The sequence below is a fragment of the Streptomyces sp. NPDC055966 genome (genome assembly GCF_042269865.1).
GTDB lineage: Bacteria > Actinomycetota > Actinomycetes > Streptomycetales > Streptomycetaceae > Streptomyces.
Genome location: NZ_JBHJYK010000011.1, coordinates 130,541 through 151,365, shown reverse-complemented (window position 1 = coordinate 151,365; position 20,825 = coordinate 130,541). Strand labels below are relative to the sequence as shown.

The following is a 20,825-nucleotide window of genomic DNA, read 5'->3' as shown; positions in this document are numbered from 1 at the left end:
TTCACCCCACGGGCCATCCAGATGATCGCCCGCGGACAGGTCTCGCTGTCTCGCGAACGGCTCGGGGTGAGGCTCCCAGCTCTCGGCGGCAGGCCTTGTTGAAGGCCTGGAGGTCGGGGATTCCCACCGCGGCGGCGATCGCGGAGATGGAGAGGGTGGATTCGCGCAGCAGGTGACGGGCGCGTGCCAGGCGGCGCTGACGGATGTAGGCGACGACGGTCTCGCCGGTGGCCGCCCGGAAGAGCCGGGTGAGGTGGTTGTGGGAGATCCCGGCGGCGCGGGCCACCTCCGGGACGGTGAGGGGGTCGGTCAGCCGGGACTCGATGTAGGAGATCGCGGCGGTGACAGCCTGGTGCGGGCCGTCCCGGGGGCCCTGCGGGACCGGCGGGGTGAGATGGCCGACGCGCCACAGCGCGGCCCAGACCTCGGCCGCGGCCCGGACCGGGGCGCTCGGCCAGGCCGCGATGGCCTGGAGCATCAGGGCGGACAGCATGGACAGCTCCGGACCCGCGTCCTGTACGACGGGCACCGAGCGGAGCGCCCCGCCGGAGGACAGCCGCAGGTGGGCGTACAGGTGCTCGGAGCGGCCCCGGTAGCGGTACCGGACGGTCGTGGCGGGCGGTACGAGGCTGACCCGGCCGGGGCGGATGACATGGGGCGTGCCGTCGACGGTGAGGTCGGCCTCGTACCGGTACAGGTGCAGCTGCCACAGGTCGGGCAGGCGGAAGACGTCGGTGTGCCCGGCCGGGCCGTGGACGCCGACGCCTACGTTCGCCACGACCGGCGGCTCGTCCAGGCACACCGCCACCTCAAGCATGGTGAAAACCTACCAGCGGTGGTGAGCGGGACCCACGCGCCGGACGCGATGCCTTCCCTAGCGTGGTGCACATGACGACAACCAGAGAGCATCTGCTCAGCTCGGTGCGGATGGCGCACTTCGTCGCCCACGGATCGCTGCGCCTGGACGCCGTGGTGCCCGCGGAGATGAACGCCGGGGCCATGGAGGTCTTCGCCGCCGGCATTCCCCCGGTGCCGTACGGCACGCCGGTCACCGAGGCCTATCCCGAGGGTTCCTTCATGCGCAGGCTCGTCGACCTGCCCGAAGTCGCGGGCGCGTTGCACAGTCTCGTCGGCCCCGATCCGAACATCGACCACCACTTCGTCCACGTCCGGGAGCCACGCGAGGGCCGCGCGCAGCCGCTGCACGCGGACGCGATCATCGACGCACGGACCGACGCGTTCGATGTGCAGCTCATGTACTACCCGCAGGATGTGACCCTGGAGATGGGTGGCACACTGAGCGTGCCCGGCAGCCATCTGCGGCGCACGAACGAGAGCGACACCGGTCGGTACCAGAATCTGCGCGGCCAGCACCGACTGGTCTGTCCGGCGGGCACCGTGGTGTTTCTGCACCACGGTCTCTGGCACGGCGGCCGGCGCAACGACAGCGACATCCTGCGCTACATGTTCAAGATCCGCTTCAATCCGACGGTACGGCAGCGGCGGCTGTGGGACACCTCGGACCTGGCGGACCCGGGCGTGGCGTCGGAACTGAACACCGGCTTCCCCTGGTACGAGGGGGCGACCGGTCGCCTGGAGCTCTACAACCGCGTCCTGTTGTGGCGGGCGCTGACCGGCGACGCGGACTTCGACCTGGACCACTGGGTCACCCGCGTCTCGAACCGACCGCAGGAGGTGCCCGCATGACCGCGATCGACCCCGCCCCCGCCCCGACCTCCTCGGTCGTCCGCCAGCAACTTCTGGTGCTGTACCTGGGCACGTCCGCACTGGACTCCGACGTCATCGGCTGGGCACTCTACGACGGTACCGGCCGCACATGCCCTACCACGGGCGACAGCGACGAGCCTCCCTACGCGACGGGCCTGGCCGCCCTGTGCGACGGCTGGCGCCTGATCCAGGCGTCCCAGCTGATCCCGCCGTATCCGGGGCACGAGTACGACGTGTCGTTTCTGAAGCACGAGTTCTTCTTCGAGAAGCTCGCGGAGCTTCGCGAGGACTGAGGGCCCCGGCGCCGGACGGTGTGCGGCCGGACCGGCGGGCTTCCGGGAATGCGTAGCCGACTGGTCGCCGTGCCTGCGGCAAGCGACCAGTCGAACCGCTCGGCTAGGTGACGACGGTGCGATCAGTGCCGTGAGAACTGGACCCCGGTCGGTTGCACGATGTTCGGCCGCGGCTCGATCCCGGTGTTGGTCAGCCGTTCACCGTAGATGTCCGTGATTGTGATCGCGCCGCCGCACTCGCTGCCGTCGGCGGAGAGGAAGTAGTCGTAGTCGGTACGCGGCAGTTGCCGCCAGCCATCCGCGGTGCGGACCTCAAGCGCGGCCACCGGATTCCGGTGGCCGATCGCCTGGACGGCGCCCGACTAGGGACTGGACCCGGCCCGGCGCCGGATGGAGATGGTGCCGGCCGGCGCATGACGGTACCTCGGCGGCGCCTCCGCCGGGACGCACACCGGAAGGGCTGGGTACTGACGTTGGGAGCACTCCCGTTGGACCGAGTCGCCGTAGTGAAACTCTGCGACCCGGCCCGGCAGGCACGTTCTCGGCAGTCCTCCGAGTTCGGGTCCTGAAGCGGAACCCTTACGGTTGGTACGGGGTGTACGTGATCGAGGAGACCTTCAGGTACCTCGCGCCGTCTGCTGTGGCCCATGTCGAGTCGTTGGGGTTGCCCGGCCAGTCGCCGCCGACGGCGGTGTTGACGATGAAGTGCATCCCGACACCCGGTGCCGTGGTGTACCACTTGGTGCCGGTGATGGTGCCGTCCACGGCGAAGTCGATGTGATCGGGCCACCAGGTGAACGAGTACGTGTGGTACGCGTTGGTCCAGCCCGCAGAATCCGTCTTCGAGAACTGGGTCTGGGCGTTGTTGGAGTCGTGGGAGGTCTGGTACACGGAGTTCGGGTTCTGGCCGACGATCTCGGCGGCGTCGAACTCGGGCAGCCACGGATTCAGGTAGGCCGCCCATACCGCAGGCAGGAGGCCCTGGCCGTTGGGCATGTTCGCGGTGAAGCTGTAAGTGCCGTAGCCGTAGAGGGCCTTGGACTCCACGCGGCCGGAGTAGTACGTGCTGCCCGACTTGTAGGTCTTGATGACGAGGGTGCTGCCCTCGTACCAGACGCAGTCGGGAGTGTAGGTCTCCAACTCGTTGTTGGCGGTCCACCGTCCGTTGATGGTGTTCCACGAGTTGATGGTCTGGGGGGCTCCCCACGACGCCGCGTGGGCTTGCGGCTGTCCCAGGAGAAGCAGGGACAGCGCCGCCAGGGCGGCAACTATCAGGCGTCCCGGCCTGAGAAGTGCAGATGACATCGCGGTTCCATTGCTCGGATGACATGAGGCGGGGGAGCGGTCCCACGCTCCCTTCAACGCCGGACTCTAGGAGTCCGTTCAATGTTTGACAAGATGTGTGGCGCGGATCGTTTCCTGGCTTCTGGAGTTGAAGACACAAGGTGTCGCACCCCGGCTTGATCACAACTGGACACAAGCCCTGACCCCTCTCCGGCAGGCTTCGCGGCCACGGCCGTTCGGCGTGAGCGAGGTGCGCATGAGCTGGGTTCAGTCCGCGTTCTGGGTGCGCTGGTAGAGCTGGGCGATGTCGTCGTCGAAGTACGAGGCGTAGGAGACATCGTCCTGGTCGCCGCCGCTCTCGTGGCCGCGCAGGACCCGGATGACCGTGCCGGCGTGGCTCTTGGGGTCGTAGTCGGCGAGCCAAGGGTTGCCGCTCGTCCCGTCCTCCAGGCCGGTGCACTGGATGGTGCAGCGCAGCGGCAGCACCACCCAGGTCCACGACGGCACCGTCACCGCGCTGAACGCCAGCCTCAACTACCAGGAAGGCACGGTCAGCGGACTGATCCAGACCGACGTCTGCGCCGAGCCCGGCGACAGCGGCGGCGCCCTGTTCGACGGCGAGAGCGCCCTCGGCCCTCACCTCCGGCGGCAGCGGCGACTGCACCAACGGCGGCCGGGCCTTGCAGCGTACGGCGCACAGATCGGCTGACCCCCGGGCCGAGCGGCCCCGTCCAACGGCATGAACCGGCCCCCGACTCCCGTCCTGGGACCGGCGCCCAGAACAGGGCTATGTCCTCGCCGCCGATGTCGGCGATGACGGGCCGGAACTGAGCAGGGAGGCCATCCACGCGGTCAGGGCCGGCCGCGGCGGCCACGGCAGGGGCCGTCTCGGCCAAATCAGATGCGATACGGCTCGGCGGCTTCGCCGTAGGGGACTTGTGCCAGGACAAGTTGACGACGACAGTGAGCAGGCAGGAACGGGGTGCGTTCTGACTGCCTGTCCAGGACACGCGCAGGACACCGCAGGGCTTGCGCCTGCCGGGGGCCGGGTGGGTCGGGCGCAGCGATCGGCAGGCAGTGTGGGCGGTCCATGCGGCGAGGTGTGGCAGGGGCAGGGTGGAGCGGCAGCCGCGGCAGCGGTGCCGGTAGCGGAGCCAGTCGTGGCAGACGGCCCGCCGTGCCATGACTGCAATTCACGGGAGGGCCTGTATGCCGTCGGCCGCACGGTGTGTGTGCATCCTGCGCCGTTCCGCTTCGAGGGCTACTGGGCGGATCCGCCCGCCGCGAGCTTCGCCTGGAGCCGGCCGACATCGCCGAAGAGCGGCAGATGGACCTGGTCGGCGGGGTTCCGCCGGCCGACGGGCGGTTGTGCAAGATGGTCACCGGCATGGACGACCACTCCCGGTTCGTCGGGTTCGCCTCCGCCGTGGCTGTGCCCAGCGCCCGCGCGGTGTGCTCGGCCTTCACCGCCGCGATGCGCCGCTGCGGAGTGCCCTTAGAGGCGCTGACGGACAACGACAAGCAGTTCACCGGCCGTCATACCCGACCTCAGCCCGTCGAGGTGCTGTTCGAGGGCGTCTGCCGGGAGAACGGCATCACGCAGCGGCTGACCAAGCCCCGCTCGCCCCCACCATCGTCAGGACGGAGTGCTTCCATCGCACCCTACGGGAGGAGTTCCTCGATCCCGTGGTGCCGTTCGAGTCACTGGCCGCAGCCCGCGAAGCGACCGACGGCTGGGTGCACGTCGAGGTTGGCGGACCGCCGGTTCTGCCGCCGCAAGGGAAACCACCGCAGCGTCCGCTCCCTCCTCAACGGACATCTCGTCACCACGGTTCCGTTCCGGCTTCGACCGGAGGATCTCGCCTACCTGGCCACAAGTACGCGCAGGTCTCATAACGTGACGGATTGCCGTCACGCACGCCCTCGGTCGACGCTGGGATGCGCGCGTCTAGCGTGCCCCTCTGCGCATCACCTTCTGCGCCGTGACATGGGCGGTGAAGCGATTCGATTACGCGTGCACTCCACGCGTCTCGGTGGCGCATGCCACCTGAACGCCACCGCGGATGCGCCGGAACCCGTTGGTGAACGTCATGAGGTCCTCGGGGGAGCGGGTCGATCTGCGGGGCTGCGTGGGCTGCCGTGGTCGTTGGCATAGCGCGTAGACATCATTTGATCTGCTGTTATTTCATCTCTCGAGCCGAGTTGAACTTCTCGGCGTGTTCGGGTGGACACGTTCAGAGGGTGGCGTGGAATCGGCGATTGACGTATTAGTCATCCCAACAAACAAATCTTCCTGATGATGTGCCGGACGATATGACAGCTAGGACCGCCGTATGTCGAAGCGCTTCAACTTAACAGCACCCGCCGCAGCACCCACTCCGTCTACCGCACGCCGCCGACGCCCCCGCAGGGCCGCGGCGCCGCTCGCCACTGTGGCCGTCCTGCTCGCCGGGGTGGCCTTGGGTGGTTGCGGCCAGCAGCGCGACAGTGCCGTGTACACCGTGTTGAACTCCTCGACCGACGACTCCTACCACCGCTGGGACGCGCAGGCGATGGCCCGCTGCGGCAAGCGACTCGGCGTCACCATCGAGCAGCAGAGCGTCCCTGCCGCGCAGGTCATGACCAAGGCGCTGCGCATGGCGTCCTCGGAGTCGCTGCCCGACATCGTGCAGTTCGACGCCTCCGAGATGCCGACGTTCGCCGAGGCCGGCGGGCTGATCGACCTCAGGACGCTGGGCTTGGGCACCGACGACATCCCCCAGGGCATCGTCAACTTCGGCTCCTACAAGGGGACCTACTACGGCGCGGCCCGCTCGGTGAACACGCTCGCGCTTTTCTACGACAAGGACGTCCTCGCCAAGGCGGGCCTGAAGGTCCCGGCCACCTGGGCCGAGCTGCGCGAGACCGCCAAGAAGCTCACCCACGGCAGGCGGTACGGCCTGGCGCTGAGCGCGGGCGGTGCCGAAGACGGCGTCTTCCAGTTCACGCCGTTCATGTGGTCCAACGGTGGTGACGAGAGGCGGCTCGATGGACCGCGAGTCGTCGAGGCCCTGGACTTCTGGAAGGCCCTGCTGAAGGACGCCTCGCTGTCGAAGTCGACGGTCAGCTGGACGCAGGCGGACGTCAACGACCAGTTCATGGCGGGCAACGCGGCGATGATGATCAACGGCCCGTGGCAGGTCGAGACGCTGGACACCAAGAAGTCGCTGCACTGGGGCATCGCGCGGATCCCCGTGCCGAAGCCCGGCGACAAGTCGGTGGGTCCGCTCGGCGGTGCGGTCCTCACGGTGCCGAACACCGGGGACCGGGCCCGCGAGAAGGAGGCCGCCCGGATCATCGGCTGTCTGGCCGGCGAGAAGGAGCAGCTGACCTACGCGCTCAACAGCTGGATGGTCCCGGCCGACGAGAAGGCCGCCGCGGTGTGGCGCAAGCGTGTGCCCGAACTGGACGCCCTCGCCGGCCAGGTGGCCACCGCCCGCTCCCGCACCGCAGAGCTGGGCGCCGGATGGTCGAGCGTGTCGCTCGCCCTCCAGAGCGCCTTCCAGTCGGCTTTGACCGGCGAGTCGAGCAGGGTCGCCCTGACGCGCGCCCAGCAGCGGGCCACGAGCGGGAACTGAGGTAAGTGCCCATGACCATGTCCACCGCCACCGTCCCGGTCCGCTCCAGGACCCGGCAGGCCACCGGCACCCCCGATCCCCGACGGCTCCGTCTGCGGCGCCGACTCGCGCAGTGGGGGTTCGTCGCACCGGCCGTCGTCTTCATGCTGCTGTTTTTCGGCTACCCGCTCGTCCGCAACGTCGTGATGAGCTTCCAGCACTACACGCCGAAGACCTTCTTCACCGGCAGGGCGCCGTTCAACGGCGTCGACAACTGGTCGAAGGTCTTCCGGGACGCCCTGTTCGCCAAGGCGCTGTGGCACACGTTCGTGTTCACCGCCGGGTCACTGGTCGGCCAGTTCTGCATCGGCCTCGCCCTCGCGGTGTTCTTCAACCGGAGGTTCCCCCTCGGCGGTGTCCTGCGATCACTCGTCCTCCTCCCGTGGCTGGTCCCCATGGTGGTGTCGGGCATCGTGTGGCGGCGGATCCTCGACGAGGACACGGGCGTGCTGAACTCGTTCCTGGACACACTCGGAGCGGGCGGCCACCCCCCGTGGCTGACCAGCCCCGGCATGGCCCTGCTGTCGGTGATCCTGGTCAACATCTGGATCGGCATCCCGTTCAACATGGTCATCCTCTACGGCGGTCTCCAGGAGATACCCCGGGAGTTGTACGAGGCGGCCTCCCTGGACGGAGCCTCCGCCTGGCGGACCTTCCGCTCCGTCACCCTGCCGATGCTCCGGCCGGTGATCACGGTCGTCCTGGTGCTCGGATTCATGTCGACGGTGAAGATCCTCGACCTGATCCTGGCCCTCACCGACGGTGGCCCGGCCGACGCCACCCAGACCCTGGGGACACTGACCTACCAGAACTCCTTCGTGCAACTGGACTTCGGCGCGGGCGCGGTCGTCGGCAACGTACTCATCCTTGTCTCCGCGGTCTTCGCGGTGTTCTACCTGCGGGCCAACCGCACCGAGGGGAAGTGACGTCCATGGCCCCACACCCGCCCACGACAGCCAAGCGCCGCTGGGGTTCCACCGTCACCGGCGTGCTCATCCTGTGCGTGATGCTCTTCCCGCTGTACTGGATGCTCAACACCGCGCTCCAGCCGGGGTCGGGTCTGCTGGAGGTGGCCCCGGTGCCGGGCAGCCTCGACCTGTCCGGCTTCTCCAAGGCCCTCGGTGATCAGGGCGGTCGTCTGCTGACGTCGCTGGTAGTCGCGCTCGGCGCCGTCGTCCTCTGCCTGACGATCGCCGCCCCGGCGGCATACGGGCTGGCCCGGTTCAGGCTGCGGGGCACACGGACCCTCGTGTTCGGCACCCTGATCACGCAGATGGTCCCGGGCATCGTCATCGCGAACGCGCTGTACACCTCCTACGTCGACCTGGGGCTGGTCAACTCGTACTTCGGCCTGATGCTCGCGGACGCCTCGCTCGGCATTCCCTTCTCCATCGTGCTGATGCGGTCCTTCATGGTCTCGATCCCCGGCGAGGTGATCGAGGCGGCACAGTTGGACGGTGCCGGCCCGGTGCGGACGTTCCTGCGGGTGGTGGTTCCCATGAGCCGCAACTCACTGATCACTGCAGGGCTGTTCGCCTTCCTGTTCGCGTGGAGTGACTTCATGTTCGCGCTGACGCTGAACACGACCGACGACGTCAAGCCGGTCACGCTGGGTATCTACCAGTACATCGGCGCGCACGTCGGGGACTGGGGCTCGGTGATGGCAGCGTCCGTCCTCTCCGCGGTACCGGCGGCGATCCTCCTCGTCGTCGCCCAGAAGTACATCGCCGCCGGCATCACCGGCGGCTCCGTCAAATGACCCGTCCACCGCCAGAACTGAGCCCACGCATGAGTGACCTCCCCCGTGTTTCCCGCCTGGCTTCGTGTTCGGCGCCGCGACCGCCTCGTACCTTGTCGAGGGCGCGACCCGGGAGGACGGCCGCGCTCTGTGCATCTGGGACACCTACACCCACACCCCCGGCCTCGTGGCGAACGGCGACACCGGTGACATCGCCTGCGACCACTACCACCGCCATCCGCGGGATGTGGCTCTGCTGCGGGAAATAGGCGCTGGCTCGTACCGGTTCTCGGTCGCCTGGCCAGGCGTCGTTCCAGACGGCGTCGGCCCGGTGAACCCCAAGGGGCTCGACTTCCACTCCCGGCTGGTCGACGAGCTGCTCGCGGCCGGCATCGAACCCGCTGTTCCTTGGCGGACCGCTTCTTCCCTCGCGTCAGAGGCCGGTTCCGGGCGGCCTCGCACTCGTCAAACGCGGGCTACTGGCCTGCTGTGAATCTGCCGTCGCCTCGTCTGCCCGGCCAGGCCCGGTCGGCGAGCTTGGTCATCTTCGCGTGCAGCGGTTCCAGCTTGCCGCGCACCGTCACCTGAAGACCGAGCTCCTCACCGACATTCCTGACCTGGACCGGGCCGTCGGCAGCCCGCACGATCGCCGGGATTTTGCCGTAGCCAGCGGGCAGGGCGGCCTCGTCGCGTGTCTCGCTGCGGTGCGGGTTCAGCAGGACCACTTGCCTCGCCACTCACAGCGAAGACGGGGCGACGGCCACGGAGGCCTCCGCCGCGGGCCGGCCCCGCTCAGCCAGACGGTTCAGGACCCGCTCGGCGATCACCAGCTCCGCCCGCTCGGCCTGGACTTCCTGCAGCTGCTTGACCAACTCATCGGCGAGCGCGCCCTGTTCACCCCGGTGAGCCGTGATCCGCTCCAGCTCCTGCATCCCCGCATCCTCTCCGCGCTCTCCGGGCATACCGGCCCGGCCACGAATCGTAGGAGCGCCAGAGAAAGACGCGGACAGGTACCTGCCCCGCAGGTCATCGGGCGTGGCTGCGGAGGCGAACGCCCCCGATGTGGTGCCGTGCAGCAGTTCCCCACAGGTATGGAAGAGGGTCGCCGCGGCAGGCCCACGTGCACCCTCGTGGTCGCCAGATCCAGCAGGGCGAAGGAGACGAAGGACGCGGCGAGGACCACACCGCCGGGGGCCGCGGCCCCCGGCCTGCGGGTACGGACGAGCGCTCTGGTGACAAAGAGGGTCTTCGATCTTGAGCGGTGTGTCGTCCTGAGCGGCTGACTGGCTGTCACGTTGAGTGAGGGGCAGGGGTGGCCCCGGCAGCAGGACGCCCGTGGTCGTGAGTGATCATTTCTGTTCTCGACGCAGAACGATCATCAGGACCACGGGCTTGGACAGCGATACGACGGTGCTGCTCGACCTTGACGGCCTGGCCGTCGTGCGGGTGGAGCGGCTGGAGGACGGCACCCGGCGGGTGCACCTGGCCACCGCCGGTGAGCAGGCGCGGGCCTGCCCCGCGTGCGGGGTGTTCGCCACGCGGGTGAAGGGTTGGGTGGTCACCCGGCCACGTGACCTGCCCTGCGGGGAGCGGGGGCTGGAGCTGGCATGGCGTAGACGCCGCTGGTACGGCACCCAACCGGGTTGTGCCCGCCGGTCGTTCACCGAGCAGGTTCGCCAGGTCCCGGCCGGTGCGAGGATCACCACCCGGCTGCGGCAGGCGGCCGGGAGGCGGGTGCGGGGTGCCGGATCCACGGTCGTGCAGGGCCGGCCGGGACCTGGGCCTGTCGTGGCCGACGGTGATGGACGCCTTCCGGCAGGTCGGACAGGAGGTCATGCCCCCCTCCCGGACCGGTGACGGTGCTGGGGATCGACGAGACCCGCCGAGGTCGCAGGCAGCGGCGCCGGGATCCGCGCACCGGCCGGTGGGAGCCGAGGGCGGAGCGCTGGCACATCGGCTTCGTGGACGCAACCGGGATCCAGGGCCTGCTGGGCCAGGTCGACGGCCGCGCCCCCCCCAGCGACGTGCTGGCCTGGCCGGCAACCACCCCCAAGCCCTGGTGTGAGTACATCGCTTACGTCGCCATCGACATGTCCTCCGGCTACCGGGCCGCTGTGCGTACCGGCCTGCCCCACGCCACCGTGGTAGTCGACCACTTCCATGTCGTCCAGCCGGCGAACAGGATGCTCACCCTGGTGCGCCGCCGCGCCACCTTCGCCCTGCGCGGCCGGCGCGGACGGGCCGGCGACCCGGAATGGAAGGCCCGGAGCCGCCTGCTGCGCAACCGCGAAGACCTCACCGACACCCAGTTCAGCACGATGTGGAAGCAGCTCATCGACACCGGCGACATCGGCATGACGCTGCTGACCGCGTGGATCGCCAAGGAGAAGCTGCGTGACCCGCTCGCACGCTCCCGCACCACCGACCGGCACCGAACCGGGAGCTCGCCGCGCGAGCCGCCCACGGATTCCGCAACCCCACCAACCAACGCCTACGCACACGCTGCGTCACCACCCGCCGGGTGCGAGGCCACCTCCACCCGCCTGAATTCGAAGGCTCCGCAAACCTTGCCGCCGGAATTCGTCGTTCGAGGCCCGGCGGCAAGGTATGCGTTTGGGAATCGCTCCGGCGTTCGTCTCTATGCGCGGATGGAGTGCACCATCGTGTCGCGCGTATTGCGGCTAGATGTTTGATCCGCCGCCGGAGGTGTTGTTCCACCAGGCGCTGTAGGAGTTCAGCGAGTACTGCTTCTGCAAGCCGCTGGTCGAGGTGATCTCGATGCCGTACTGCATCGTGTCGAAGGTGGTGTTGCGCAGGAGGTTCTGCGACGCGGCCCATCGCCAGACCGCCGAGGCGTCGATGGTGCCGGTGTCGCTCTGCTGGGCGGGGATGAGCTGCAGGACGTTCCAGCCGGGATTGGCCTGCCAGACCGACGCGTACAGGACGCCGCCGATGGTCACGTTGGACGCGATCTGCCTTCCCCAGCCGCCTGCCGTCCCGGACCAGCTGGTGAAGACCATGATCTCGTCCTGGTTGCCGGTCGACCAGAAGTCGCTCGTCCAGTCCCAGTAGTCACTGCCGGAGACGGGAGCCGACGACGTGTTGTACCAGAAGCCCGCCGAGCTCAACTGCGACAACGGCGTCTGGGGTCGGACCGCCGTGTTCGGGTAGGACTTGATCCCGCCGCCGGAGTGGTTGGCGTCGACGTACCACGACTTGATGCTGTTGACGGTCAGGCACTGCGGGCCGTGGTTTTGGCCCCACATGTCGTTGTAGATCGTCCAGGTGCCCTGGGTGTACTGACCCCACTGGTCGCAGGTGGAGTAGACCTGGGCCTGCGCCGGAGACGCGATGCTCAGGAACCCGGCGATCACGGCGGCTATCAGGGCCAGCCGACCGAACCCGGCCGACTTGCTGCTGATGGATTTAAGGGCTTGCCATCTCATGTGTCCCTCCAAGGACGGCGATGGGTTGTTCCGGACCCCCGGTCTGGTGGCGGACTCTGGCGCAGCGAGGTGTCGCTCGCCGACGAGTCCGGGCTCGGGACGGCGCGACCCAGTCCCGTCCGAGGCGCTTGCGCAGTTGGCCGACTGATCGGCTTGACGGCCGGCCCTGGGCAAAGTGGTTCCTTCCACTGCTCGCAGTTGGAGTCCCCGCCGAAGGCGAGGCGGCCGAGGCGGTCGATCAGCTGACGTGTCCCCCTTACTTTCAAGCACCGGGCTTGCCAGACGCAGGTGCCGAAGCGTCGAAGCGCTTGCGCCTTTGGACAGTAATGATGGGATGTCTGAACGGCAAGTCTCTGCACAGGAAGACATATTTCATTCACCGGCGGACATCGCTGTCGAAGCGCTTTTGTCGAAGCGCTTCGAATAGCAGTATCGACCGCGCCCGAGGTCGCCACCGGCTCATCCGTGTGCGCCGGCAACCGCTGCACCTGTGCAGATCACCATCATCGGCGCCCGGAACATGGCCCGGGGCATCGCCGCACGGGCGCCGGTGGGCGGGCACACAGTGACCGTCACCGCCAAGGATCCCGCCAAAGCCGCGCGACTCGCCGGCGAGCTGGGCGCGCACGCCAGGAACCCGCCCGCCAACACCGTCACCGGATGCGGCGACGCCCACCTACAGCGCCCTGGTCAACGCGGCCTTCAGCAGCTGCCTGGAGATCTACGGCGGCGGCACGGCCGCGGGCTCGGCCTCGGAGGTCCGGACCTGTAACGGCGCCAACAACCAGCAGTTCGCCCGCGCCTCCAACAGCGAACTCCAGGTCTACACAAGCGTGCTCACCATGTGCCTCGACTCCAACGGCGCGGCGAGTCCGGGCTCCGCTGCGGTGATCGAGAACTGCACCGTCGCATCGATATCGTTGTCCAAGCCTGTGGTTCCTGAGCGATCGTTCTGCGTCGACGACTGAAATGATCACTCACGACCACGAGTGCCCTGCTACCAGGGCCGCCCCCGCCGCCGCTGACACTCGCCCAACGTCACAGCTGGTCAGCCCCTCAGGACCAGCGCACCGCTCAACTTCCAAGAGCCGACAAAGACTTGGGCGAGAGAGCGAGATGTTGGCCGCGGTGAGCTGGAGACAGGGGCGGTGTAGCAGCACTCTTCGGAGGCCGAACGCGGCGCGCGGCAGCCGGGCGTGGGGTGTGCGGGTCGGCGTCCGTGGCGTGGCGACGAGTACAGCCGCGACGGCCGAGCCGACACCGCTGCCGATCACGACGGAGGGGCACACCCAATCGCTGTCGACTCCCAGGACGACGTCGGCCAGCACGGTCGCCGACGGCCAGGACCTGCCGGCAGCTGGGCGTCATAGAGTATGAGAAAAAGCCCACCGCACGGATGAGGAAGCCGCCGACCGCAGCAGCGCAGGCGCCCCAACGGCTGAGGACAGGTCCTGCCACCAGGCTGACAGCGAGGCCGAGGAGCGCCGCGACGGTCATGGACTGAGGTACGACATCCATCCCACCTCTCGACGCCGTACCCGAGACCCTGCACACACTCGCCGCCCGTGGCTGCCACTTCGTCATGGTCTGCCACCTGTGTGCCACCTTCTGACGGCGATCTGACCCGCGCCGAACTCGCCGAGGCCTGCGGCCTCACGCCGCAGCATGCCGCCGTGCGGGTCCAACGGGTCAAGGAACGGTTGGAGACCGCGCGTGCCGTCGTACGGGCCGTGACCACCTCTCCTCGATGCACGGAACTGGCCGCCGCGCTCACCTCGTGGGACGGACGACCGTCCGCGCTGTGGCGCAAGCGGCTGGCACGCCATGTCCGCAACTGCCCGCAGTGCCTGTTCAGCGCGTCCGACCTGATACCGGCGGAGGGGCTGCTGGGCGGCTTCGCACTGGTGCCGTTGCCGGCCGGTCTGGCCGGACTGATGCTGGGCAAGGTCCTCGCGGCAGGCTCGGCCGGGGGCACCACGGGTGCAGGCGGGTCCGCGGCGGGCGGCGTGGGCCGGGTAGCGCGACTGCTCGGCAGGCCGGCCGCCAAGCCGGTGGCGGCGACGACCGCCTGTGCCGTGGTGCTCACAGCCGCCGGAGTGGCCTGGTACGCCACCACACGGTCACCGGGGCCGAGCCTGCCGCCCAAGGCCGCGGCCCCGTCGGCGCCCGCTGCGTCTGCCGTCTCGCCGACTCCAGGGACGTCCGCTTCACCGACACCGGCCCCGAGCAAGAACCCGACAGCTGCCGCGAGGCTTTCGGGACCGCATGCGCTCCGGTCGGTCGACGACCCGGGCGACTACATAAGCCGGTCCGGGGGCCTGGGCTTCCTGGCTCCGGTCGGCGCAAACAGCTCCTTGGCCACCCGGCGGGCGGCCACGTTGACGTTCGTTCCCGGTCTTGCCGACCCCGGCTGCTACTCGCTCATGGACGCCGCGGGCAGGTACCTGCGCCACTACGCCTTCCGTATCCGCCTGGACGCCGACGACGGATCCGTCATCTTCCGGAAGGACGCCACCTTCTGCGCCCGCTCCGGCTCCGCCGACGGGTCGCTCTCCCTGGAGTCGTACAACTACCCGGGCCGCTACCTCCGTCACCGGGACAACCTCGAACTCTGGCTCGACCCTTCCGAGAGCAGCGCCGCGTACCGGGCCAGCCGCTCCTTCGTCGTCGTCGCACCCCGTACCTGACCGTAGGCTGGACCGGAATACTCCGCTTTGGCACGCCCCGTCCGAAACCTCGGCCACGCTCCTGGACGTCTCGCAGTCCCTACCGTTGCGACGACTGCTGGAATCCAAGCCTGCAGGCCAGTGCCGATACGTAGTTGGGCGTGCTGGGCCGTCTCCGCGCCCTGGTCCCAGGCAAGCGACCTGCGCAGCTGCTCGGGCAGGGTGTCCCCGGGTCCCTCGGCGCTCCGGGCGCGGTACACCGAGTTGTGCCAGATGCCGGGATATGTACCCGCGACCTCTTCGTCCCGAAGCGATTTGGGTGGGCGCTTGACGTCGGGGTGGGTGACTCTCGCCTGCTGCGACGGTCCACGGACGCCCGCGGTCGTCCGCCGCCGTGCGTTGCTACTTCCGCGACAAGCTGCTGGGTACCGCTGCCGTCAATCGGGGGTGCGGGGACTCCGCGTCCGAGAGACGCGATGCACCGTCCGTAGCACCAAGACGAGCACCGTGACCGCCAGCGCGCCGTTGAGAGTGTCCATGATCATGACGACAGGGTGGGGCGCTGGCAACAGGCTCGGCAGCCTGGCGCTGATCATCCCCAGGCCCATGAGCAGAGGGAGCCATGCCCGAAAGAACCGCATGCCTTGATCGGGACTCTTTCCCTTCCGAATCTCGGTCCGCTCCCACCACCGGAAAGCGAGACTCATGAGGACCAGCGCGCACCCCATCGCGACCACGGACCAGTCCATGAACCGCAGCATCACAACTCCTTTATCGGCAGGAGGATCTTCGTCCCACGGGTGTTCGCGGTCAAGGAGCCGGCGCCCCGCAGTAGCCCTCGGCGCCCCTTGAGCGTCCGTGCCCCGACACGGTTCGAACTTGTGACACCCGGGCCAGGTAGTTGCGGGGATTGCGCTCGTAGCCGGGGGCTGAGTCTGCGGTAGCCGGACAGCCACGACATCGTCGGCTCGATCACCCACCTGCGACGGCCCGACCGTTCGCTGGACTCGACGCCTTTGCGGGCGATCTGGACTCCAATGCGCTTGCCTCGTAACCATTTCCGCAGGTCCTGACGGTCGTCGGCTTTGTCCGCGTGGAGGCGCAGGGGTTTGAAGTACCTGCCGAGACGCAGACGAGAAGGGGCAGTCCGATCGCGTCCGACAGGACGTGCGACCGTGACCGTCTACCTGGCTGGACTCCACATCGCTGGCACTTTCCTCTGGTCCGCCAGGCGACCCAAACGACGGCCTCTGGTTCTGGGTGCCGGCAGACGAGTTACGACACGTCGAGCCGCGACAAAACGCCGACGCGCACTGGTCGGCGGCCCCGGCATCGCAGCCGCCGCCCCACGTGCCGCACGACCGGTAATGACAGACGCGCGAGCCCAGGTTGTTCGACTCTCCGCACTCCCTGAGAACGGCGCACTGAACGGCTCGCGTTGCCGGGCGGGCGGACCATGCACGCGCGCTGCACTCTCACGGCCTCCACCAGCAGGCGTTCGCGTGCGCCGTCTCACCCCGATCCCGCTGTGCGTCCGGGAGCCGGCACCGGCCGCCAGTCATCACCCAGGCAAATTCGCCCTGTGGTTCGATCGCCGAGCGGCAGTGCCGTACTCTCTGCTAGTCCTATCGCCTGCGTGACGGAGAGTCACGCCAAGTGGGGGGAATTCAGCCCAAAAGTGAGCAGAACTGCAGGGCACCGTGCGAGTCGGCGCGGTGCCTTTCTCGTGGCGGCCGTAGGTGCGATCGCCGCGCTGGCCGGCACCCTCGTCGTCTCGGTCGATACGGCAGGCGCGACGAACGCCCCTCCGGCGTACACGTCCGCGATACCGGACACCGCCCCGCGTCTTCCCGCTGCCGCGCCGCACTGGACAGGCCTTGCGGCCAAGCGGTTCTGGACCGTCCAGCGCATGGCAGAAGCAAAGCCGCTTCCGGACGGCAAACCGCGGACCGCGGGCAAGGCCGCCCACCCCACACTCCAGGGGCTCGTCAAGCCGCCGAGGACCGGTGGTCTGAACGCCCAGGACCTGCGCGAGGCTCCGATGGACACCACGCCGAGCGCCACCGCGGGCCCGACGGACACACCCACCGACACCTCGACCCCGGATCCCTCCGCGACCGCTACGGACACCCCGACCGCCGCCCCGACGGACACCTCGTCCGCCTCTCCGAGCACCTCCCCCAGCGCGTCGGACTCGGCGAGCCCCACCGCCTCGCCCAGCCCGTCCCCCACGAGCACGGGCGGGACAGGTCCCGTCAGCTCCTACTTCGGCGGGCTGCCGATGGTCGGCCGGATGTACATGCAGACCAGCAGCGGCTCCTACTTCTGCACCGCGAGCGTCATCAACAGCCCGCACCACAACATCGTGCTCACCGCCGGGCACTGCATGGACGGGCGGGCAGGGGGCGGCTCGCTCGCGTTCGTCCCCCAGTGGACCGCGGCCAATCCCCAGCCGTACGGCATCTTCCCCGTCGCCACCGACTCCGAAGGCCGCAGCCGGGTCTGGGTCGATCCCCGCTACTACGACCGCGGACACGTCCAGGGCGCCCCGTGGGACGTGGCGTTCGCCCAGGTCGGCGCACGCAGCGACGGCAAGCAGGTGCAGGACGTGGTGGGCGGCAACAACCTGGCCACCGGCCGCGGCTACGCCTTCCCCAGCATTCGGCTGGTCGGCTACCCGGGCACCGCCGCGCAGCCCCTGACCTGCGACAACAACACGACGCAGTACACCCCGACCGACGGCACCCCCGGCTCGTACCTCCGGATCGCCTGCAACGGCTTCGCGACCGGCACCAGTGGCAGCCCGTTCCTGGAGAACTTCGACCCGACCACCGGCACCGGCGACGTGGTCGGCAGCATCGGCGGCTGGGACACCGGCGGACCGACCGAGGACGTCTCCTACAGCCCCTCCTACGGCTCCGACGTCCAGAACCTGTACCAGGCGGCGGTCGCCGGCACCGCCCCCGCACGTCCCAATGTGCTGCCCGGCGCCTCCACACTCACCCATGCCACCCTCGTCACCTCGGGCTCCTTCACGCCCTCACCTTCGCCCGATCCGGACAAGAGCGACCAGATCGTGCGCTGGTCGGACGGCGAGCTGACGCTGTACCGGGGTGGTGGCAACGGACGGTTCGACAAGGAAATACAGCTCGTCGCGGCCAATACCACCTGGACGAAGGCCGTCTCCATCACGGCCGGCGACTTCACGGGCACCAACACCTACGACCTGCTGGTGCGCTGGAGCGACGGCAGCCTCACCCTCTTCCCCGACGTCGACGCGCACGGCCTGCACAGCCAGATCACACTCGTCAAGCCGGGCACGCTGTGGCAGCACGAGGTCGCCATGACCGCGGGCCGCTACACCACCGACGACCACTGGCCCGACGACCTGATCGTGCGCTGGTCCGACGGCGAGACCACGCTCTACAAGAACCTCAACTCCACCGGCCTCCACAGCGAGGTCCGGCTCAACCCTGCCAACTCCACCTGGACACACGCCACATCCCTCACGTCCGCCGACTTCGCCGGGACCACCGAGTCAGACCTAGTGGTCCGCTGGTCCGACGGCGAACTGACCCTGTACCCGGACATCAACCAGTACGGCTTCCACGGAGAGGTGCGACTGCGGGCCCCGAGCGCGCTGTGGACCCACGCCACGTTGACCACGGCGGGCAACTTCACCAGCACTGACAACCGGTCCAACGACTACCTCGTGCGCTGGTCCGACGGCCAACTGTCCATGTACCAGGACAGCGGCAACAGCCTCGGCACGGAAGTCGTACTCGCGACCGCATCCGGCTCGTCGCTGCCGTACTACCGCCGCTGACCACGAAGTCCTCTGGGCCTGGGCCCAGGGGACCCCTAGCGATGGTTTGTTGACGGCGGTTCGTCTGGGAATGGGCTGTGACGTCTAAAACTGACGATTTATACGGTCCGCCGGTGCGGCCGCGCACCGTGCGGCGAGCATTTCCTGGACGGCGAGTGCGGTTTCGTCATCGGTGGCTGCGATCTCCACCACGGCCAGGCCCGGTTCCGCCACCTGCGCTTCCATGGTCTCCGGAGGCCGAAGCGGTTCTCGGATCCCGGTGTCTTCACCAGACCGAGTACGGACGCGAACGCGGCTGCTCTGGAGGATGCGCCGGCCTTGGTGGCGCGGGCGAGTGGCGGCTGGAGTCAAGGCTGCGGACACCGATCGCAGGGGAGTGACTTCGGTTCGTAAGGCCCCGCGTTGCGGTGGGTGTTGCGATGGGCGGCGTGGGCGTGGGCGCGGCTGGGGATCGGGGCGCGCTCGCGGGAATCGCGCGTCGGCGCTGCCGCCGCGCAGGGCCGCCGACAATGCGCCGGTCGTCAGGAGCCAGGCTGCTCCCTGCTCGTGATGATGCTTGAGCGCGTCACGTGCCGGGCGGCGCCCACACGTCCGGACCGGCACCCCACCACTCCACCCAGTCCGCGCTCGCCACGTCCGCGGGCTCGACGTCTTCGGATCCGGCTCGGCGCAGGAATTCGACGATGTCGTACAGCGTGTATGCCATGCCCACGAAGCGGCTGGCGACGCGGACGCGCCTGTCGCCGTCCTCGGCTGGCGGGTAGACGACGACCTGCGGCGTCTCCGTCATGCTCCCAGGGCGCGGCGCGCGCCGGGAGCGCACATGCGGGACGCCGGAGCCGTCCGTAGTCTGATTGCAGGGTTTCGCCGCTCGCGGCATGTCGATCTTGCGTGACCTGGGCGTTCTTGGCTGTCTCAAGGCCTTGTCATCCGTGATCAGTCTCAAATCCGTGGCATTCCCCGCAAGGGCGAGGTCGAGATCAGGCGGCTTGTCCGAGTCGGCCGAGTACACCACGCTGAGTCCATACGCCGGACACCCACGGACGGAAGGCTGGGCCATGCGGAAACTGATCTACGGCATGAACGTGACCCTGGACGGCTACATCGCCGCTGCCGGCGACGACATCGCCTGGAGCGGACCGCCGAGCGACGAGCTGTTCCAGTGGTGGCTCGACCACGAGCAGGCGAGTGGCCTGTCGCTGTATGGGCGCAAGCTGTGGGAGACGATGAGCTCCTACTGGCCGACCGGCGACCAGCAGCCCAACGCCACCCCGGCGGAGATCGAGTTTGCGCGGAACTGGCGGGACACGCCGAAGGTGGTGTTCTCCTCGACGATCGACAAGGTCGACTGGAACACCCGCCTGGTCACCGGCGACGCGATCGCCGAGATCACCCGGCTCAAGGCCGAGGACGGCGGCCCGATGAACATCGGCGGCGCAACGCTCGCCGGGGCGGCCATGCGCGCCGGGCTGATCGACGAGTACGTGATCGCCGCCCATCCGGTCCTGGTGGGCCGCGGCACGCCGTTCTTCACCGCGCTGGACAGCTGGGTGAACCTGAACCTGGTGGAGACGCGGTCGTTTCCCGGCGGCGTGGTCCTGACCAGGTACGAGACGGGGCGCTGAGCAGCGAGTCTCAGGGATGCTGCACAAGTGCTGCTGACGTGCAGTCAGCCCTGAGACCGTCTACCTATGTCCCGAACCCTATGGCCAGGCGCCATCAGCTTTGGTCTAGTGACCCTGCTTCCGATCAACGTAGTGAGCGCGACCGAAGAACACAGGGTGCGCTTTCACCAGTACCACCTGGATCTGGAGGATCGCGAGGTCGCCCAGTCCGAGATCGGCAAGGGGTACGAGCTGACCGGGGACCGGGTCAGCCCGATCACGCACGAGGAGTTGAGCAATCTGCCGATGCCGATGGCGATGGCGATGGCGATCGACGCGTTCGTGCCGCTGGAGGACATCGACCCGATCCGTATGGGCGCCGGGTACTACCTGTCCGCCGGCGGGCAGGTCGCCGCTACGGGCAGGGGCGGCTATCAGATGTTGTGTAATGGAGTTGAGCGGCTCGGCTGCGTCCTCGCACCCGCCCAACTTCGGTGTCGAATCCTGGATGTTCTCCCGCTCCGTGTCAGCTTTCGCGGCGAAGGTGCCGAACTGAGAGTGGCTGATCTTTCGGCGTAAGGTCG

22 protein-coding genes and 4 pseudogenes are annotated in these 20,825 nt (G+C 68.6%); 16 read left to right on the top strand and 10 right to left on the bottom strand.

Annotation, left to right across the window (positions count from 1 at the left end; genetic code table 11):
* Position 1: 1 nt before the first annotated feature.
* Entirely contained in the window at positions 2-817 is an 816-nt protein-coding gene (locus ACFC8N_RS24135) for an AraC family transcriptional regulator (protein WP_362822671.1), read from the bottom strand.
* Positions 818-888: 71 nt separating this feature from the next.
* Between ACFC8N_RS24135 and ACFC8N_RS24130 the strand changes: the two genes are divergently transcribed.
* Complete coding sequence (locus ACFC8N_RS24130) at positions 889-1,707, top strand: phytanoyl-CoA dioxygenase family protein (RefSeq protein WP_376289631.1); 819 nt, start codon at positions 889-891, stop codon at positions 1,705-1,707.
* Positions 1,704-2,021, top strand: coding sequence for a hypothetical protein (locus tag ACFC8N_RS24125; protein WP_376289629.1), 318 nt, complete (start codon positions 1,704-1,706; stop codon positions 2,019-2,021). Before ACFC8N_RS24130 ends, ACFC8N_RS24125 begins: the two co-directional genes overlap by 4 nt.
* A gap of 122 nt (positions 2,022-2,143) precedes the next feature.
* Here ACFC8N_RS24125 and ACFC8N_RS24120 read toward each other — a convergent pair whose 3' ends face one another.
* From ACFC8N_RS24120 to ACFC8N_RS24110, 3 genes are all read right to left on the bottom strand, one after another.
* Positions 2,144-2,347 (bottom strand): hypothetical protein, encoded by a 204-nt coding sequence (locus tag ACFC8N_RS24120; RefSeq protein WP_356024876.1) that lies wholly within the window; start codon positions 2,345-2,347, stop codon positions 2,144-2,146.
* A gap of 253 nt (positions 2,348-2,600) precedes the next feature.
* On the bottom strand, positions 2,601-3,326 hold the full coding sequence (locus tag ACFC8N_RS24115) for a glycoside hydrolase family 16 protein (RefSeq protein ID WP_356024874.1): 726 nt from the start codon (positions 3,324-3,326) through the stop codon (positions 2,601-2,603).
* A 246-nt stretch (positions 3,327-3,572) separates the two neighbouring features.
* Positions 3,573-3,791, bottom strand: a complete 219-nt coding sequence (locus ACFC8N_RS24110) for a hypothetical protein (protein ID WP_376289627.1) — start codon at positions 3,789-3,791, stop codon at positions 3,573-3,575.
* On the opposite strand from ACFC8N_RS24110, the pseudogene ACFC8N_RS24105 reads away from it, so the two are divergent.
* From ACFC8N_RS24105 to ACFC8N_RS24080, 6 genes and pseudogenes are all read left to right on the top strand, one after another.
* Positions 3,772-4,014, top strand: a pseudogene (locus tag ACFC8N_RS24105) (S1 family peptidase); the annotation flags it as partial. The gene ACFC8N_RS24110 and the pseudogene ACFC8N_RS24105 sit on opposite strands and share 20 nt — an antisense overlap.
* A 615-nt stretch (positions 4,015-4,629) precedes the next feature.
* Positions 4,630-5,048, top strand: a pseudogene (locus ACFC8N_RS24100) (DDE-type integrase/transposase/recombinase); the annotation flags it as partial.
* 590 nt (positions 5,049-5,638) lie between these two features.
* Positions 5,639-6,922, top strand: a complete 1,284-nt coding sequence (locus ACFC8N_RS24095; RefSeq protein WP_376289625.1) for an ABC transporter substrate-binding protein — start codon at positions 5,639-5,641, stop codon at positions 6,920-6,922.
* A gap of 11 nt (positions 6,923-6,933) precedes the next feature.
* Positions 6,934-7,887 carry a carbohydrate ABC transporter permease gene (locus ACFC8N_RS24090; RefSeq protein ID WP_376289623.1) on the top strand — a complete coding sequence of 318 codons (954 nt, stop codon included), beginning with the start codon at positions 6,934-6,936 and terminating at the stop codon, positions 7,885-7,887.
* A gap of 5 nt (positions 7,888-7,892) precedes the next feature.
* Positions 7,893-8,720 (top strand): carbohydrate ABC transporter permease, encoded by an 828-nt coding sequence (locus ACFC8N_RS24085; protein ID WP_376289621.1) that lies wholly within the window; start codon positions 7,893-7,895, stop codon positions 8,718-8,720.
* Positions 8,721-8,784: 64 nt separating this feature from the next.
* Positions 8,785-9,144: pseudogene (locus tag ACFC8N_RS24080) on the top strand (family 1 glycosylhydrolase); the annotation flags it as partial.
* Between the two features lie 31 nt (positions 9,145-9,175).
* Here ACFC8N_RS24080 and ACFC8N_RS24075 read toward each other — a convergent pair.
* Complete coding sequence (locus tag ACFC8N_RS24075; protein WP_362822664.1) at positions 9,176-9,424, bottom strand: hypothetical protein; 249 nt, start codon at positions 9,422-9,424, stop codon at positions 9,176-9,178.
* A 12-nt stretch (positions 9,425-9,436) separates the two neighbouring features.
* Entirely contained in the window at positions 9,437-9,631 is a 195-nt protein-coding gene (locus tag ACFC8N_RS24070; protein ID WP_356024861.1) for a hypothetical protein, read from the bottom strand.
* 460 nt (positions 9,632-10,091) lie between these two features.
* Here ACFC8N_RS24070 and ACFC8N_RS24065 point away from each other — a divergent pair, with 460 nt between their 5' ends.
* Together ACFC8N_RS24065 and ACFC8N_RS24060 are read left to right on the top strand one after the other, a co-directional pair.
* Positions 10,092-10,556 (top strand): transposase family protein, encoded by a 465-nt coding sequence (locus ACFC8N_RS24065; RefSeq protein WP_376289619.1) that lies wholly within the window; start codon positions 10,092-10,094, stop codon positions 10,554-10,556.
* 2 nt (positions 10,557-10,558) lie between these two features.
* Positions 10,559-11,392, top strand: coding sequence for a transposase (locus ACFC8N_RS24060; RefSeq protein ID WP_376289617.1), 834 nt, complete (start codon positions 10,559-10,561; stop codon positions 11,390-11,392).
* Here ACFC8N_RS24060 and ACFC8N_RS24055 read toward each other — a convergent pair.
* Complete coding sequence (locus ACFC8N_RS24055; RefSeq protein WP_376289616.1) at positions 11,381-12,145, bottom strand: hypothetical protein; 765 nt, start codon at positions 12,143-12,145, stop codon at positions 11,381-11,383. The two genes, ACFC8N_RS24060 and ACFC8N_RS24055, sit on opposite strands and share 12 nt — an antisense overlap.
* Before the next feature lie 490 nt (positions 12,146-12,635).
* Between ACFC8N_RS24055 and ACFC8N_RS24050 the strand changes: the two genes are divergently transcribed.
* From ACFC8N_RS24050 to ACFC8N_RS24040, 3 genes are all read left to right on the top strand, one after another.
* The gene (locus ACFC8N_RS24050; RefSeq protein WP_376289614.1) at positions 12,636-12,917 is read left to right on the top strand and encodes an NAD(P)-binding domain-containing protein; all 282 of its coding nucleotides are present in this window, start codon (positions 12,636-12,638) and stop codon (positions 12,915-12,917) included.
* The gene (locus ACFC8N_RS24045) at positions 12,832-13,113 is read left to right on the top strand and encodes a ricin-type beta-trefoil lectin domain protein (protein ID WP_376289833.1); all 282 of its coding nucleotides are present in this window, start codon (positions 12,832-12,834) and stop codon (positions 13,111-13,113) included. The genes ACFC8N_RS24050 and ACFC8N_RS24045 overlap by 86 nt, the downstream gene beginning before the upstream one ends.
* A gap of 630 nt (positions 13,114-13,743) precedes the next feature.
* Positions 13,744-14,832 carry an AbfB domain-containing protein gene (locus tag ACFC8N_RS24040; RefSeq protein ID WP_376289612.1) on the top strand — a complete coding sequence of 363 codons (1,089 nt, stop codon included), beginning with the start codon at positions 13,744-13,746 and terminating at the stop codon, positions 14,830-14,832.
* A 789-nt stretch (positions 14,833-15,621) separates the two neighbouring features.
* On the opposite strand, the pseudogene ACFC8N_RS24035 reads toward ACFC8N_RS24040, so the two are convergent.
* Positions 15,622-15,934 (bottom strand): annotated as a pseudogene (locus tag ACFC8N_RS24035) (hypothetical protein); the annotation flags it as partial.
* A 603-nt stretch (positions 15,935-16,537) separates the two neighbouring features.
* On the opposite strand from ACFC8N_RS24035, the gene ACFC8N_RS24030 reads away from it, so the two are divergent.
* On the top strand, positions 16,538-18,637 hold the full coding sequence (locus tag ACFC8N_RS24030; protein WP_376289610.1) for a hypothetical protein: 2,100 nt from the start codon (positions 16,538-16,540) through the stop codon (positions 18,635-18,637).
* A gap of 84 nt (positions 18,638-18,721) precedes the next feature.
* Here ACFC8N_RS24030 and ACFC8N_RS24025 read toward each other — a convergent pair whose 3' ends face one another.
* A complete protein-coding gene (locus ACFC8N_RS24025; protein ID WP_376289608.1) occupies positions 18,722-18,862 on the bottom strand; it encodes a DUF6207 family protein in 141 nt (46 codons plus the stop codon).
* A gap of 340 nt (positions 18,863-19,202) precedes the next feature.
* Positions 19,203-19,427: a hypothetical protein gene (locus ACFC8N_RS24020; RefSeq protein ID WP_376289606.1), complete on the bottom strand. Its 225-nt coding sequence runs from the start codon at positions 19,425-19,427 to the stop codon at positions 19,203-19,205.
* 268 nt (positions 19,428-19,695) lie between these two features.
* On the opposite strand from ACFC8N_RS24020, the gene ACFC8N_RS24015 reads away from it, so the two are divergent.
* Together ACFC8N_RS24015 and ACFC8N_RS24010 are read left to right on the top strand one after the other, a co-directional pair.
* On the top strand, positions 19,696-20,262 hold the full coding sequence (locus tag ACFC8N_RS24015; protein WP_362822655.1) for a dihydrofolate reductase family protein: 567 nt from the start codon (positions 19,696-19,698) through the stop codon (positions 20,260-20,262).
* A 132-nt stretch (positions 20,263-20,394) separates the two neighbouring features.
* A complete protein-coding gene (locus tag ACFC8N_RS24010; protein ID WP_376289604.1) occupies positions 20,395-20,820 on the top strand; it encodes a Ku protein in 426 nt (141 codons plus the stop codon).
* Positions 20,821-20,825: the final 5 nt, after the last annotated feature.

Coding starts and splice junctions, on each gene's coding strand:
- ACFC8N_RS24135 (WP_362822671.1), bottom strand. CDS start 817: ATGCTTGAGGTGGCGGTGTGCCTGGACGAGCCGCCGGTCGTGGCGAAC.
- ACFC8N_RS24130 (WP_376289631.1), top strand. CDS start 889: ATGACGACAACCAGAGAGCATCTGCTCAGCTCGGTGCGGATGGCGCAC.
- ACFC8N_RS24125 (WP_376289629.1), top strand. CDS start 1,704: ATGACCGCGATCGACCCCGCCCCCGCCCCGACCTCCTCGGTCGTCCGC.
- ACFC8N_RS24115 (WP_356024874.1), bottom strand. CDS start 3,326: ATGTCATCTGCACTTCTCAGGCCGGGACGCCTGATAGTTGCCGCCCTG.
- ACFC8N_RS24095 (WP_376289625.1), top strand. CDS start 5,639: ATGTCGAAGCGCTTCAACTTAACAGCACCCGCCGCAGCACCCACTCCG.
- ACFC8N_RS24090 (WP_376289623.1), top strand. CDS start 6,934: ATGACCATGTCCACCGCCACCGTCCCGGTCCGCTCCAGGACCCGGCAG.
- ACFC8N_RS24085 (WP_376289621.1), top strand. CDS start 7,893: ATGGCCCCACACCCGCCCACGACAGCCAAGCGCCGCTGGGGTTCCACC.
- ACFC8N_RS24070 (WP_356024861.1), bottom strand. CDS start 9,631: ATGCAGGAGCTGGAGCGGATCACGGCTCACCGGGGTGAACAGGGCGCG.
- ACFC8N_RS24055 (WP_376289616.1), bottom strand. CDS start 12,145: ATGAGATGGCAAGCCCTTAAATCCATCAGCAGCAAGTCGGCCGGGTTC.
- ACFC8N_RS24025 (WP_376289608.1), bottom strand. CDS start 18,862: ATGGAAGCGCAGGTGGCGGAACCGGGCCTGGCCGTGGTGGAGATCGCA.
- ACFC8N_RS24020 (WP_376289606.1), bottom strand. CDS start 19,427: ATGACGGAGACGCCGCAGGTCGTCGTCTACCCGCCAGCCGAGGACGGC.
- ACFC8N_RS24015 (WP_362822655.1), top strand. CDS start 19,696: ATGCGGAAACTGATCTACGGCATGAACGTGACCCTGGACGGCTACATC.